At 49.0% G+C, this 14520-nt stretch carries 14 protein-coding genes; 2 read left to right on the top strand and 12 right to left on the bottom strand.

Features of this window, described 5'->3' with window-relative positions:
- Positions 1 to 73: 73 nt before the first annotated feature.
- From KJS65_RS19825 to KJS65_RS19870, 10 genes are all read right to left on the bottom strand, one after another.
- Positions 74 to 955, bottom strand: coding sequence for a carbohydrate ABC transporter permease (locus KJS65_RS19825; RefSeq protein ID WP_213651590.1), 882 nt, complete (start codon positions 953 to 955; stop codon positions 74 to 76).
- 18 nt (positions 956 to 973) lie between these two features.
- Positions 974 to 1900, bottom strand: coding sequence for an ABC transporter permease (locus tag KJS65_RS19830; RefSeq protein ID WP_136608156.1), 927 nt, complete (start codon positions 1898 to 1900; stop codon positions 974 to 976).
- Between the two features lie 655 nt (positions 1901 to 2555).
- Positions 2556 to 3572, bottom strand: coding sequence for a S66 family peptidase (locus tag KJS65_RS19835; RefSeq protein ID WP_213651591.1), 1017 nt, complete (start codon positions 3570 to 3572; stop codon positions 2556 to 2558).
- 105 nt (positions 3573 to 3677) lie between these two features.
- Complete coding sequence (locus KJS65_RS19840) at positions 3678 to 4205, bottom strand: cysteine hydrolase family protein (RefSeq protein WP_213651592.1); 528 nt, start codon at positions 4203 to 4205, stop codon at positions 3678 to 3680.
- Positions 4206 to 4321: 116 nt separating this feature from the next.
- Positions 4322 to 5632 carry an MFS transporter gene (locus KJS65_RS19845; RefSeq protein ID WP_213651594.1) on the bottom strand — a complete coding sequence of 437 codons (1311 nt, stop codon included), beginning with the start codon at positions 5630 to 5632 and terminating at the stop codon, positions 4322 to 4324.
- Positions 5633 to 5690: 58 nt separating this feature from the next.
- The gene (locus KJS65_RS19850; RefSeq protein WP_213651595.1) at positions 5691 to 6851 is read right to left on the bottom strand and encodes a winged helix-turn-helix domain-containing protein; all 1161 of its coding nucleotides are present in this window, start codon (positions 6849 to 6851) and stop codon (positions 5691 to 5693) included.
- Between the two features lie 197 nt (positions 6852 to 7048).
- Complete coding sequence (locus KJS65_RS19855) at positions 7049 to 8020, bottom strand: siderophore ABC transporter substrate-binding protein (protein WP_213651889.1); 972 nt, start codon at positions 8018 to 8020, stop codon at positions 7049 to 7051.
- Between the two features lie 387 nt (positions 8021 to 8407).
- Positions 8408 to 9166, bottom strand: coding sequence for an iron ABC transporter ATP-binding protein (locus tag KJS65_RS19860; RefSeq protein ID WP_213651596.1), 759 nt, complete (start codon positions 9164 to 9166; stop codon positions 8408 to 8410).
- Complete coding sequence (locus tag KJS65_RS19865; protein WP_213651597.1) at positions 9163 to 10107, bottom strand: iron chelate uptake ABC transporter family permease subunit; 945 nt, start codon at positions 10105 to 10107, stop codon at positions 9163 to 9165. Before KJS65_RS19865 ends, KJS65_RS19860 begins: the two co-directional genes overlap by 4 nt.
- The gene (locus KJS65_RS19870; RefSeq protein WP_213651598.1) at positions 10104 to 11057 is read right to left on the bottom strand and encodes an ABC transporter permease; all 954 of its coding nucleotides are present in this window, start codon (positions 11055 to 11057) and stop codon (positions 10104 to 10106) included. Before KJS65_RS19870 ends, KJS65_RS19865 begins: the two co-directional genes overlap by 4 nt.
- 405 nt (positions 11058 to 11462) lie before the next feature.
- Between KJS65_RS19870 and KJS65_RS19875 the strand changes: the two genes are divergently transcribed.
- Both KJS65_RS19875 and KJS65_RS19880 read left to right on the top strand, forming a co-directional pair.
- Positions 11463 to 11597, top strand: coding sequence for a DUF4023 domain-containing protein (locus tag KJS65_RS19875; RefSeq protein ID WP_213651599.1), 135 nt, complete (start codon positions 11463 to 11465; stop codon positions 11595 to 11597).
- Between the two features lie 435 nt (positions 11598 to 12032).
- Positions 12033 to 12683, top strand: a complete 651-nt coding sequence (locus KJS65_RS19880; RefSeq protein WP_213651600.1) for a DedA family protein — start codon at positions 12033 to 12035, stop codon at positions 12681 to 12683.
- 152 nt (positions 12684 to 12835) lie between these two features.
- Here KJS65_RS19880 and KJS65_RS19885 read toward each other — a convergent pair whose 3' ends face one another.
- A complete protein-coding gene (locus KJS65_RS19885; RefSeq protein WP_213651601.1) occupies positions 12836 to 13654 on the bottom strand; it encodes a carbohydrate ABC transporter permease in 819 nt (272 codons plus the stop codon).
- Positions 13654 to 14520, bottom strand: coding sequence for a carbohydrate ABC transporter permease (locus KJS65_RS19890; RefSeq protein WP_213651602.1), 867 nt, complete (start codon positions 14518 to 14520; stop codon positions 13654 to 13656). The genes KJS65_RS19885 and KJS65_RS19890 overlap by 1 nt, the downstream gene beginning before the upstream one ends.

Raw genomic sequence — 14520 nt, forward strand, 5'->3', positions numbered from 1 at the left:
TACAAGACCGTGAGGTCGCAACTTCATATTCACCTGTCATTTTTTAAGATTGTCTGAATTTATATGTTTTTTGTTATGATTTCACAGCTCCGAGTGTAAGCCCTTTCACGAAATGCCTCTGCAGGAATGGATAAATCATAATAATCGGCAGCGTGGCAATGATGATGGTCGCCATTTTGATCCCCTCGGGGGAGGTATGTGCCAGATCACTGAACTGTGAAGCGCCGGGATCGATGCTGATATCATCCGTTTCGAACATTCTCTTCAGCTTCACCTGGAGCGGCCACCATTTCGGCTGGTCAATATAGTAGAGTGCGCTCATATAGGCATTCCAGTGCCCCACCGCATAAAAGATCCCGAGTGAAGCCATCACCGGCTTGGAAAGGGGCGCGACCATTTTGACCATAATCCCCAGCTCGCCGCAGCCGTCAATCCGTGCGGAATCAATGATCTCCGGAGGCAGCTGCTTGAAAAAGGAATGCATCACGAAAAAATTGAACGCGCTGACCGCGCCCGGAATGATTAACGCCCAAGGCGTATTCATCATGTGGAGATTTTTGATGAGCAGGAAATTCGGGATAAGCGGTGCGCTGAAAATCATCGTCACCAGCACCAGCAGTACAATAATCCGTCTGCCCACGTATTCGGGTCTCGATACCGGATAAGCCAGCGTCGCGGTTGCAATCAGGTTGATCATCGTTCCGGCAATCGTTACGAACACCGACACCCCAAAGGCCCGCCAGATCGATGCATCGCTAAACACATACTCATAGTTTATCAGAGTGAAATCCACCGGCCAAAAGGTGACTTTACCCGCGGTAATGGCACTGGAAGAACTGAAAGACTGTGCGATGACATTCAGGAACGGAAGGAACATCATCAGCCCGAGCAGGGTCAGGAACAGGATATTGAACACATTAAACGTCTTGTAGCTTTTGGATACAGCTCCGTACATTCTGTTTTCCCCTCCCCGTTAGTACAAGCTTTCGCCCGTTGTTTTTCGGCTGAATAAATTTCCCATCATCACAAGCACGAGCCCGACAACCGACTTAAACAACCCGACCGCTGTGGTATAGCCATACTGCTGGGACAAGAGGCCCGCACGGTAAATGTACGTATCCAGAATCTCGCCATTCTCCGTATTCAGCGCGTTCAGGAACACCCATACCCGCTCAAAGCCAAAATCCAGAAACTTGCCGATATGCAGCAGGAACAGAATCATGATCGTCGGCAGCAGCGCCGGCAGGGTGATCCGCAGCGTCTGCTTCCAGCGGTTGGCCCCGTCAATTTGCGCCGCTTCATACAGCTCGGGATTAATGCCGGCAAGAGCCGCCAAATAAAGAATCGTTCCGTAGCCTGTATCCCTCCAGATGCCTGAACCGACAAGCACCCCGCGGATATAGGAATTATCACCAAGGAAATATAGTGGATCGATCCCGAATAATACGAGCAGCTGATTCAAAACACCCGTAGTCGGCGACAAAATGGCCACGGACATCCCGGCGATAACGACCCAAGAGAGAAAATGCGGCATGTACACCACGGTCTGGATGACACGTTTGAACATGACCAGCCGCAGCTCATTGAGCAGAATCGCCAGGATGATCGGCGCCGGAAAAGAAAAAATCAGATCATAGAGACCAATCAGCACCGTATTGTTCAAAATCCGTAAAAAGTCATAATGCTTGAACATTTCGGCAAAATGGGCAAATCCGACCCAATCGCTGCCGCTAAAGCCCTTGAAGATGTTGTAGTCCTGGAATGCAATAATCGAGCCGCCCAGCGGAATGTATTTGAATATCAGAAAGTAGAGGATGCTGGGGATGGAGATTAAATAAAGCGCCTTGTATTTCCATATCAATCGCCAAATGCCATTGTCCTTGTTCGTCTTCCGCTTCATGCCGGTTGGCAAGCGCGCAGCCGTTTCCGTTTTGCTTGACATGACGAGCCTCCTTCGCCTCTTATGCACGTTTCGTGCTTGCCTCTATACTACTGCCCGGAAGGCGAAGGCTGCATGGTCTCCTGTGTTGTGGTCTGGTGATTTTTTAAGGTATAGCCTCCATGAGCCTTATGTAACGGAATAGAAAAAACGCCTCGGGACATAGCTGTCCTTTGGCGTTTATTTTTTGGCAGCGTGCTTAGTGGCCGCTCCGGTGACGGATCGTTCTTCCGATCGCTGTTGTCTCCGGATTTCTTTAAATATCCCTATTTAGGGATGAAATCCGAAGACAGCATATGCTTCCGAGGGAGCTTTCCTTTGGAAAGCTTTTAGGCGACCATTGCATTTCTTCAGACCGATTCCGTCCCCTCCGCTACCTCTCTGCTGCTTATGTTACTCGAAGCTACTTTAAAAAACCATGCTACTTAAATTGCTCTACTGAATTAACAGCCCCTCACTGTTCAGCTTCGCTCTTCACGATCATTTCACCCACCGATGGCTTTCCTTCTGTCAAGCAGCTGTTCCCCGACACTCGGTGCCTTCGCACAGGGGCATCATAGCCTTCTCGGCTGCTCGTTCGGAACTGGCTGATTAAGTGCAAAAAGGGCTGCGCATCTTACGGCCTAAAATACTGCGTGATTGATCCCTGACCGCTCTCCACCTCAACCTCGGCGAATGCACCGTTAATCAAAGTGATCTGCGGCGGTACATGCCCGCAGTCGATATCGTAAACGACCGGTACCTGCAGCTCTTCTGCCAGCTCCCGGTACATATCCTCGGCAGTGTATCCTTCAACAGGACGATTCGCCGGGCTTCTTCCGAACATCAGGCCGGAGCAGTGATCAAACCAGCCCGCCAGCTTCATCTGCACCAGCGATCGGCGCTGGTCCGCCATGTTCAACTCACAGTTTTCCAGGTACCAGAGGATGGGCTCCCCGCCGATCTGCTCCTGCTGGAAGCTGCGGACATTGCCATACGGCGTGCCGATCACATGCCGGATCACGTCGATGCAGCCGCCAAGCAGACGGCCCTTCAGACTGACCTTGCTGCCGGACACCGTTTTCCATGCAGTAGGCTCCGTCAGATGGTACACGCATGGCGATGGCGCATCGTGCTTCCACTCTTTTTGATATAGCGCCGACGATTGCTGCTCCACAGACGCACCTGTTTTCGTGGACAGCACAGTGCGCCACATGGCCGTGGTCTCATCGGAATACTCGCCTCTCAAATCTATCAGATTGGTGCCGTGAGCCGTCGCCAGGCCGGTTTTGAGCGTAATCGCAAGCAGCAGGAGGCTGATATCGGAGTAACCGAGAATCCATTTCTCCGGCAGTTGGCCGAAATCAAGAAATTCCAAAATTTCAATCAACAGCTCTCCTCCCCAAGGAGGCACGATCAAATCAATAGCATCGTCACGCAGCATCCGGTTAAACTCAGCGGCACGAGCCTTGGCTGGAGCCGATTTTGCTTTTTCTTGTGTCCATACGCTATCGCCGGCGATCACCTGGAATCCCGCGCTTTCCAAACGCTTGCTGGCCTCCCGGATCAGGTTATGCATGCTTTCTTCCACGCCTGACGATGGCGCAGTGATGCCGATGACGGCTCCCTCGCTCATCAATGGATATCGGATCATTGTAAATCCCTCTATTTCGTCCAGTATTTAAAAATAATAATGATAGATGGGTACATCACTCACTATCGGCTTATTAAACAAAGCTTATCGTTGGAAAGTTAGAATTTATGCGAAAACCACTTCCGCCGCTGGCTGCAGCTCCACAAATCTTCCTCCAAGCACATGCTCATGGTGAGCAATGATTTGCGAGGCTGTCATCAGCTTGCTGTCCAAGGTGGTATGCGCATCTTTCACCAGTATATTTTTGTACCCCAGGCTGTACGCTCTGCGGCAGGTGGTATCCAGGCAGAATTCCGTTTGTCCACCGGCAATCACTAGTTTCTGGACCCCCAGTTTCTGAAGATGCTCCTGAAGCGGAGTTCCATGAAAGGAGTCCCACGAGTACTTCTTTACAATCGTATCGGTTTCTAGCGGAGCAATCTGCGGATGAATCGGCCAAGTAGCACAGCCTTCCCGGAACTCGTCGTCCTCCAGGCTGCAGTGCTGCACATAGATGACCGGCGCCCCGGCACGACGGGCTTTGTCCATCAAGCCGCGGATGTTGTCCAGTACCTGTTCGCCCCTATATAAGGGTTCATCCTCATAGGAAAATAAAGCAATCTGCATATCAATGATGAGTAAAGCGGTTGTCATTTATCATCACCTCAACCTCTATTAAAAGGAGAAGTGAAAAGGCTGTCAATCTATTTTCATCAGTACCAGGCAGCACTTCCGGCTTCTAATCATCATAAATTCATATCAACTCTAGACTAGCCTGAGACCTCCCTAAGTTCTTGAGGAACCGTTGTTACCTGCTTGGATGGCCACAGTTTACTCTGAAAAGCCAGACATACCGCGCCAAGGATCAGAATAGCCGCTCCCAGAATGAGAAAAACCTTGCCCACGCCCAGTCCATGAATCAGTGCGCCACCCATTAAAGGCGCAGCGATCATGATTGTGCTGGCAGACGTATTCTGAATGCCGAATATCCGCCCCGTCATCCCTTCCGGTGTTTCCTTCTGCAGTACATAATTATAAGTCACGATGGTCAGACCATTCCCGATGCCAATGACAAGCCCGAGAACAATGCTCCACACTTCAGGCGAGTTTGGGCCAAGCAATCCCATACACCCAAATGCCGCTCCTATCAGCGCCACACCGCCCCCGATTCCTAGTCCGTAACGCACTTTGCCCAGCCGGTTCAACAGCAAAATGGTCATGACCGCCCCAACACCGGTGGCCGATATCGTCCATCCCAGCAGAGATTCATTATGTGGTGCGATTTCCCGAAACAAGGTTGGAAACTGGAAATCAATCATCATAATGACCAGCATAACGGTCATATTCACGATAAAACTGTTGAACAGAATCCGGCGCTGCAACAGCACGGCCCATCCCTGCCTCCACAACTGGATAAAGCTTTGCTTATGCTCTTCCCCGCTTCCCGGCCCATTCGCCTCCCCAGGCTTCTCTGCGGCTGCATTTTGGTCGATATGCCTCAGGGTGAACAATAAAATGCAGGAAAGAAGACGGGTAAAAGCATTCACCAGAATACACATTTGAGGGGATACCACCGTTAAAGCCACCGCGCCAAGGAGTGGACCGGCAATCTTGGAAAACTGGTTGACCAGTCCGTTATAGGAGGTTGCCTTCAACAGCTGGTCCTCTCGGACGACCTGGCGTGTCAGCGCCTGATGCGCCGGAACACGGAATATCCCCATGGCAGAACGCAATACGAGGAGCGGCAGCAACCAGTACATGTTCGGAACAAAAAGCAGCAGGACGGTAAGAACCGTCTCGGCCGCATCAGCCAGCATCATGAGGTTGACCTTCTTCCACCGATCGGCAATGACGCCGGCAAAGGAACCGAGCAAGATGCCGGGGAGAGCCATCATGACAGGAATGAATGCAATCATGAATGGATCCGCGTGCCAGCGGTACGCGACCAAAATTTCAATGGCAAAAGCATCAAACCATTCGCCGAAGGATGAAAATGCGTAAGCCGAGAACATCTTGGAGAATGTGCGGTTGCTCCAGACGGATGCCGGGCGCTTACTTGATATCAATGATGCAGTCGACATGAGAATTCCTCCGCTAATCAGAATACCCTCACCTTAACGGAGAAATATCAGAGGAATATCAGACAGAGCTCAAAATCCGCTCAATCATTTGTTCCACGGGCTGCTTATATGCTGAAAGTCTGTAAATCCGGTCAAATTCATCATACCGTGCTTGGAACTTCCGTTGCAGCGGGGAGTCTTGATATGCCTTTTTAAGAAAATCCAGCGTGCCAACGACGGACTTTACGAGCAGCGGCATATTATGCGCCTCTTCACCGACAGCAAGACCATGTTCAAACGCTGTCACAGCTTCCGGACGGCGCCCCAGAAGCATGAGCAGCCTTCCCTTTAAACCATGATAGGTACAGATTTCTCTCAAATAAGGAGCCGCAGCCAACATATCCTCTATCCACTTCGAGCAGCGCTCTGCTTCTGGAATATCGCCTGCGACGAGATGAATGTACATTTCCGCCAATGCGATATGAACGTTGAAGCCGTCCAGCTCGCCCTCTAACCTCTCGATAAATCGATATGCCTTCTGCACCCGCCGGAGATCCTCTTCAATACGGCCATTGTCTGCATAGAGGCCCAGTATATTCAATACCTCCAGTTCACGGTGTTCCTGATCCGGAAGAATTTTGGACTCGATTGCCTGCTCAAAGTAATTCAGACATTTCTGCGGCTCCTTGTAATAGGTACTGTAGGATGCAAGCAGCCAATATAATTTGTCACGATCTTCAGCTTCAGGACTATGCAGAAACCAGTCCAGATCTGCCTGCACAAACCGCAGAAACATCAAATGCGGTGAATCAATGTTTACACCGAGCAGCTCCTGCTGATTCGCGAGAACCAGCATCGACTTGCTTTGGCCAAGCATTTGGTAGGTGTCCATCAGCTGCCAAATCTGCTTCTGCAATCCGCTATCCGTCAGCGATGGAATGGCAAGCTCTGGGGCTTCTTTCATCGTTAAGCTGTATCCAAGCCCCCGCACGGTAGCAAGCCGGATCTGTCCGCTCCAGCGCTTCAGCTTTTTCCGGAGCCGGTACACATGGTCATCTACCGTGCGCTCGCCCGGATATTCCATCGGCCAGACCCGATCCAGCAGCTGCTCCCTCGTGAAGGTCTGCCCGGCATGCCGGTAGAGAAACTGAAGGAGCGCATATTCCTTGGCCAGAAGCGAGATGGTGTCCGACTTATAGGTCACGGAATAATCATTTGGGTGAAAGTCCAGATAGGCCATGCTGCTTCCCCTTTCAACGGATGTCCATTCTTTCTTGTAAGCTTATTAAAGCATATGCAGGATTTGGGTTACAAGATGGATTCCGTAAGGTGTTTCATTATTTAGCTGGCATCTATTCACATACAAAAAGGCTGCCGCATCGGAATGCAGACAGCCTTTCCGCCATTACCGGCGGGTTATTCATGTCCTTTTAAAGCTTAGTTAATGCTCTCTCCAACTTCCTTCACCATTTCCTGAACGGACAGCAGGCCGCCGCCGGAAAGGTACCAGTAGTTCGGATCGAGGTAGACGATATGTCCATCTTTCGATGCGTTCGTGTTTTTCACCAGCTCGTTTTCAACGGTTTTCTTCGCAGCTGCTCCACCCTTATCCGTTGCTATCGCAGCATCGCGGTCAACGACAAACAGGTAGTCTGGGTTTTTCTCAGCCACGTACTCGGAAGTTACGCTTTGGCCGTGCGTCGATACTTCAATCTTGCCGTCCGCCGGGGTAAATCCTAGCACATCATGGATGATGCCGAAACGGGAGTTCGGACCGTACGCGCTCAGCTTGCCTTCATTGGAAAGCACGATCAGGGCCTTTTTGCCGGAGGCCGCTGCTTTGTCATGCACTTCGGCGATAGACTTATCGATGCTTTCAAGCTCAGTTTTAATTTCTGCTTCCTTACCGAAGATTTGGCCGACCGTATTCATATTTTCCTTGAAGGAATCCATGAATTTGGTTGTATCGAGTCCAAGATATACGGTTGGGGCAATTTTGTTCAGTTCCTCATATGCATCAGATTGTCTGCCAGAAATGATAATCAAGTCAGGTTTCAGTGCATTGATTTTTTCAAAATCAGGCTCTTTCAAACTGCCCACGTTCTTATATGCATCTTTATCTTCGTATTTGGACAAATATGGCGGAATGTTAGCTTGTGGCACACCCGTTACGGCAACTCCCAGCTTATCGAGCGTATCCAGAATCCCGAAGTCGAATACAACAACTTTTTGCGGGTTCTTCTTCACTTTGACTTCGCCAAGCTTATGTTTAATGGTGATTTCCTCGGATCCCTCTGTAGCAGCAGCCGCATTGGCCTCGGTTTCCTTGACCGGCGATTCGGCATTATTATTGTTACCGCAAGCAGCCAGTACAAACACCAGCATTGCAGATATGATTAGCATGAGCATGTTTCTTGTTTTCAAAGTGGTCACCTCATAATATTTTTTTTAAAAATTAGTACGGCCGCATCTTCTGCCAAGGTGGCTGGGTATAGTTCGGAAGTAGCGGAGGGGGCGGAATCGTTTTGAAGAAGCGTTAGCGTTCGACTGAAAGCTTTCCCCAGGAAAGCTCGCTTCGAAAGCAACTGCTGCATCCGAATTTCTACATTTATAAAAAATATAATCAAGAAATTTGGATGCAACAGCGATCGGAAGAACGATCCGTCACCGCAGCGGCCCACCGTGAAAAGAATTTAGTCAGAGCCATTTTATAAAATTATGCGATGCAAGCCGTGCTGCCGGGCCCTGGCATGCTGGCGGCGCACCCCATATCATTACCGAAGTTAAAGGTACTCCTTACGCAAAATACACACAAATTCTGTGGTCATTAATCGTTTCGATCTGGATGTCCATGCCGTATACCTGTTTGAGCACAGGGGAATCTATAATTTCCGCGGCGGGTCCTTCTTTGACGACTCTCCCGTTTTTGAGAGCCACGATATCATCCGAATATACAGAAGCAAAGTTAATATCATGAATGACGATAATGACGGTTTTGCCAAGCTCATCCACCATCCGCCGCAGTACCTTCATAATTTGCACGGAATGCTTCATATCCAGGTTGTTCAGCGGTTCATCAAGCAGCACGTATTCCGTATTCTGCGCGATGACCATCGCGATAAAAGCACGCTGCTGCTGGCCGCCGCTCAGCTGATCCAGATACTGATGCTGCATCTCCTCAAGCTCCATGTACCGGATCGCCTCATCAACAAAAACCCAATCCTCCGGTTTCAGTTTGCCTTGTGAGTAAGGAAACCGTCCAAAGCTGACCAGCTCGCGGATCGTAAGACGGACATTGATATGGTTGGACTGCTTGAGAATCGATATTTTCTTGGCGAGATCACTGCTCTTGCATTTGTCGACGGACTCGCCTTCTATCAGAATGTCTCCTCCGTCCTTTTTGATGAGGCGGCTGATCAGGGACAGGAGCGTGCTTTTGCCTGCCCCGTTCGCACCAATGAAGGAAGTGATTTTCCCTTTGCCGATGCGGACAGACACGTCATCAAGGACGGTTTTGCCATTGTATAGTTTGGTTACATTGTTGACCTCAATCACGACGATTTACTCTCCTTTAGCAGCAGGTAGATGAAGTACACCCCTCCGGCCAGATTGATGATAACGCTCAGCGTGGTGGAGAAGGTGAATACCCGTTCAACCAGCAGTTGTCCGCCCACCAAGGCGATAATGCTGAGCAGCATGGCTCCGAGAATGAGAAAATGATGCCTGAAGGTTCTCATGAACTGGTAACTGACGTTAGCAACGAGAAGCCCGAGAAAGGTAATCGGACCTACCAGCGCTGTCGCGATGGAGATCAGTATCGCAACCACGACCAGCATTCTTTTCACAACCCGATCATAATCCACACCCAGATTGACTGCCTGATCCTTACCGAGAGCAATAACATCGAGATACTTGGCATATCGCGCAAAATAAACCGTGACTGCCGCCATCAATATAATCGATATCCACAGCAGCTCCGTGCTCACATTGTTGAAGCTTGCGAACATTTTATCCTGCACAATCTGGAATTCGTTCGGGTCGATCAGCACCTCCATGAATGTCGACAGACTCTGGAACAATGTGCCGAAAATCAGCCCGAGCAGGAGCAAAAAGTAAATGTTCTGCCCTTCCCGCTTGAACAGCAGCTTGTAAAAGACCACCGAGAAGAGTGCCATCAGGCCGACTGACAAAATAAAATTAATGTTCTTGCCCATCATGGTCAGCCCGGCTGAACCGAATATGTAAACCATAAAGGTCTGAAACAGCATATACAGGGAATCGAGTCCCATGATGCTCGGCGTCAGGATCCGGTTATTAGTTATGGTCTGAAAGACGACGGTGGAAAAAGCGATCGCCCCGCCTGTAATGATCATCGCCAGCACTTTTTTGCCCCTTCGCGGCAGGACATAATCCCAATTGCCACCGGCTTGGATGAACATGAACACGAGTATCAGCGCCAGTGCGATAATCGATAGGAAAATCAGCTTTTTTTTCATGACGCGTAAGCCTTTCTTCTCAGGAGTAGGAAAATGAAGATCGCGCTGCCTATGACGCCAACCGTAAGGCCGATGGATATCTCATACGGATAAATGATGATCCGGCCCAAGATGTCGCAGAACAGAACGAATACGGCTCCAAGCAAGGCGGTATGCGCAAGATTTTTTTTCAAATGATCACCCTGGTACATCGTCACGATGTTCGGAACGACCAGACCGAGAAATGGAATCGAACCTACCGTCAAAATAACCACCGATGATACCGCGGCGACCAGCACCAGACCAATATTCACCACCGCCTTGTAGTTGAGGCCAAGATTGACCGCAAACTCCTCACCCATACCCGCAATCGTGAAGCGGTTCGCGAACAGATAAGCGATAATGAGGAGCGGGATGCTGACATACAGCATTTCATAGCGTCCTTTGAGGACCGTTGAGAAATCACCCTGCAGCCAGGCGGACATGTTCTGGATCAGATCATTTTTGTAGGCAAAAAATGTTGTGATCGAGCTGACGATATTACCGAACATAAGTCCCACCAGAGGAATGAATATCGTATCCTTAAACTTCACCTTATCCAGAATCCTCATGAAGATGAACGTTCCCAGCAAGGCGAAGAGGAAGGCAACCAGTATCTTTTCCAGCGTGGTAGCATTCGAGAATAGCATCATTGCCACCAAAATGCCGAATCTAGCGGAGTCCATCGTGCCCGCCGTTGTCGGCGAAACAAATTTATTGCGAGTCAGCTGCTGCATAATCAGACCAATGATGCTCATGCTGACGCCTGCGATGATAATGCTTACCAGCCTCGGCAACCGGCTGACCCATAGTACCTGCTGCTGCTCCGGGGTTAGATGAAAAAGATCCAGCGGAGAGATGTTCTTAACTCCCACGAACAGGGATATGATTGAAAAAACAATGAGCGCTACCCACAAGTACCAGATTTTCATAACAGATTCGACTCTTTCTTATACGGTTTATATGCATAAAACTACATATATTAAGAATGATACTCATTCTCAATTAGATCGATTTAGTTATCATTCTATCAGTTGCCTGGGTTTTGTCAACCGCTTAAGTGTGATTAAATCAAGCCTTTTGGGGATCTATACAAAATGTAAAAACAGCGAAAAGACCGTAACCTCAGGGGTTATGGCCTTTATAGTTCATGTCTTCATGCAAATAAATGTATACATTTTATGCAAAGGCGGTCAGCAGCACTGCCAATGTATTTGTCAGCCCGTGAATGAGAATGCCTGGGATAATGGAACGCCGCCATGAATTTCATCTGCCCTCTTCGGACATCGTAACAAGGAAATGCCATTTCCGATGTCGAAAGGAGCGTGAATGAAACGATGACGGACAGCACACGTGAATTTGTGGACAAGGTTCATGAAAATCAGGAAAAACAGCGTAAGAACAAGGAAAATCACGGCCAAAATGTGGCAAGTAAACAGCTGCCAAACAAGCAGCACAGTACAAATAAGTAACTCAGCCGAATGATGTGCAAACGATAATGACATTATGGACCCTCAGACGAGGGTCCTTTTTTCGTTCCTAAACCCAAGCAACGAGGCGATGGCAGACACTGCAGCATGTCTGACCTCATATCCAGCGAGTCAGTGATACTATCAGCATTTTTACAAGGGGTATTTGTCCCGATTCTCTTGTCAACGCTTAAGATATACTCCCGTTTTCTTTTTTCGGTTGCAGGGAAAAATGATCCCCTCTCGTCTAATTAAATATCAACCTTCAAGACCAAGGTCTAGGATACAACTGGACCCTAGTCAGTTTCGGATATTTGATGATTTCTTTAGAATGGTACAAAAGACAGGATTCGATTCCCCCCACAGGGATATGCAGGTAATTCGAATGAGTGCGAAATGCAGCAGGCAATGGGTTTTTCGCCATAAAGGAGCAAAACCATGGAATGGATGAACAATCTCTTTGAACAATATGGATATCTAGTGTTATTTCTTGGACTATTTTCAGAATCTCTGGCCCTGCCCTTCCCGGGAGAACTCGCGATGGCGATTTCCGGCCATATGTCCACGCTGGGCAACTTTCATATCCCCTTCATCATTTTCTACTCCTATATCGGTGCCATTATTGGCACGACCATCACCTATTTCATAGGTTACAGACTGGGGACGCCGTTTCTTGCGCAATACGGAAAATACGTTCTTCTGAATCAGGCGAGGCTCGCCAAAGTAACGGAATGGTTTGGAAAATACGGCAACAAGCTGATTTTGGTGAGCTATTTCATTCCGGGATTACGTCACTTTACGGGCTACGTTTCGGGAGTGCTGAAAGTGCCGCAGCGCACCTTTTTCGCTTTAAACTATATCGGCGGCTTGGTATGGGTTCTGGTGTATGTATCCATCGGCAAAATATTCGGACCGGACATCGAGCATCTGCTTCATGTGGCGTCCCGTTACTTTGCCGCATCCATGGTCATTCTCGCGATTCTAATCACGGTCCTGGTACTCCTCAAGAAAAACAAGGAGAGAATTTTCAGCAGGCTGCGGGGCAGATCCTCATCTTCGGGCAGCAAACAAAACGAAGAACGGGAATAATCGGCATGAAGCAGCGTAGAGGACGAATCCATTCCGAAGAAGCCGCAGCGATCGGAGGAATGATTCGTCTACGGAGCGCCTTACAACGTAAAAAAGGGTATCCCACTGGCCCATGGACCTTTGAGATACCCTTAAACATTCCTAATATAAACCTATTTCACCGCGCCCTGCGTTACACCGTTGATGATCCACTTCTGCGCAAACAGGTAGATGATGATCATTGGCAGCATGGCCATGAGATACGAAGCGAAGGCCAGGTTGAAGTCGGTGTTGAACTGCCCCTGGAAAATGTACTGCACAAGGGGCAACGTGTACATGCTCTGGTCGCTGATAATAATCAGCGGGAGCAGGAAGTCATTGTACGTCGACAGACAGATGAGAATGCCGACCGTGGCATTGATCGGTCCCATCAACGGGAATATAATCCGCCAGAATGTACTCCATGTGCCCGCTCCATCTACCGTCGCCGCTTCTTCAAGAGCTACCGGAATCGAACGGATATAGCCGACATAGACGAATACGTTAAACGCCAGTGCATAAACCGTATGCAGGATCGTCAGCCCTACCAGGTTCGTCATATGCATCGCGGAAGTCAGCTTGACGATCGGAAGCATGATAATCGGAAACGGGATGAACATCGCGCTGATAAAATAAAAATACAATCCCTTGAAAAATTTCCGGTTCATATTCCGTGCAATCGCATAAGCTACAAGCGAGTTCGTGAGCAGCGTCAGCACAACCGTGCAGAGCGTTACCAGAGCACTGTTGCGGAATGCCTGAAAGAAGTTCGTCATTTTCACCGCATTCCGGAAATTCTCCCAGTGGAAGGTCGTCGGAATGGCAAAGACCGAGCGCGTCATTTCCTCGGGATTTTTCAATGCGATCGTCAAGGTCATATACAGCGGAAAAAGAATCAGGATCGTACCTATCGCAACCAGGATCAGGACCAGCCAGTTTGTTTTCGTTCTCATTACATATCCGTCTCCCTTCCTTGAAGGAATTTAAGCTGCAGCACCGAGATGACGGCAATTACGATAAAATAAATAACGGAGTTGGCAGATTGGTAGGCAAATTCTCCGCCCTGAAAACCGCCTGTGTATATCAGATGCGAAATCGACTGCGTCGCCCGGCCCGGGCCGCCGTTGGTCAAGGCGATGATTTGGTCGAAGACCATCAGCGAGTTTTTCATCGCAAGCACCATGTTAATGGTGAAGAACGGCGCGATCAGCGGAAACGTGATTTTCCAGAATTCCTGCCAGCGGCTGGCTCCGTCCAGATTGGATGCCTCATATAGAGAGGTCGGTATCGTCTGCAGGCCGGCAAGATACAGAATCGTATTGAATGCGATGCCCTGCCATACCGCCACGATAACGATCCCGATCCAGGCCATGTGCTCATTACCAAGAATGTTGGTCGAAAACGCGCTAACCCCTAAGTTTTTGCCCCAAATCGTAAAGACGTTCGAGAACAGATAGTTAAAAATATAGCCTACGATCAGCACGCTGAGGATGTTCGGCAGAAAGTAAATGCCGCGGAAAAAGTTTCTGAGTTTAATTTTGGCGTTTAGTCCAAGCGCGATCAGCAGACTTAAAACATTCGTCAGGATCGTCGTGACGATCGCAAACTTAAAAGTGAACAAGTAGGCGTTGCCCACATTATTATCCGTAAAGATATGGATGTAATTTTTGAAGCCGACAAAGTCGTAATGCTTGCCGAAGCCGTTCCAGTTGGTGAATGAGTAATAAATGCCCTGCAGGGCCGGCAGCGTCATGAATATAAAAAATAATATAACGGCGGGCACGGTCATCCAATAAAAAGCCGTGAGTCGCTTCGTCAT

The sequence above is a fragment of the Paenibacillus sp. J23TS9 genome, from assembly GCF_018403225.1.
In the GTDB taxonomy this organism is placed as follows: domain Bacteria; phylum Bacillota; class Bacilli; order Paenibacillales; family Paenibacillaceae; genus Paenibacillus_AQ.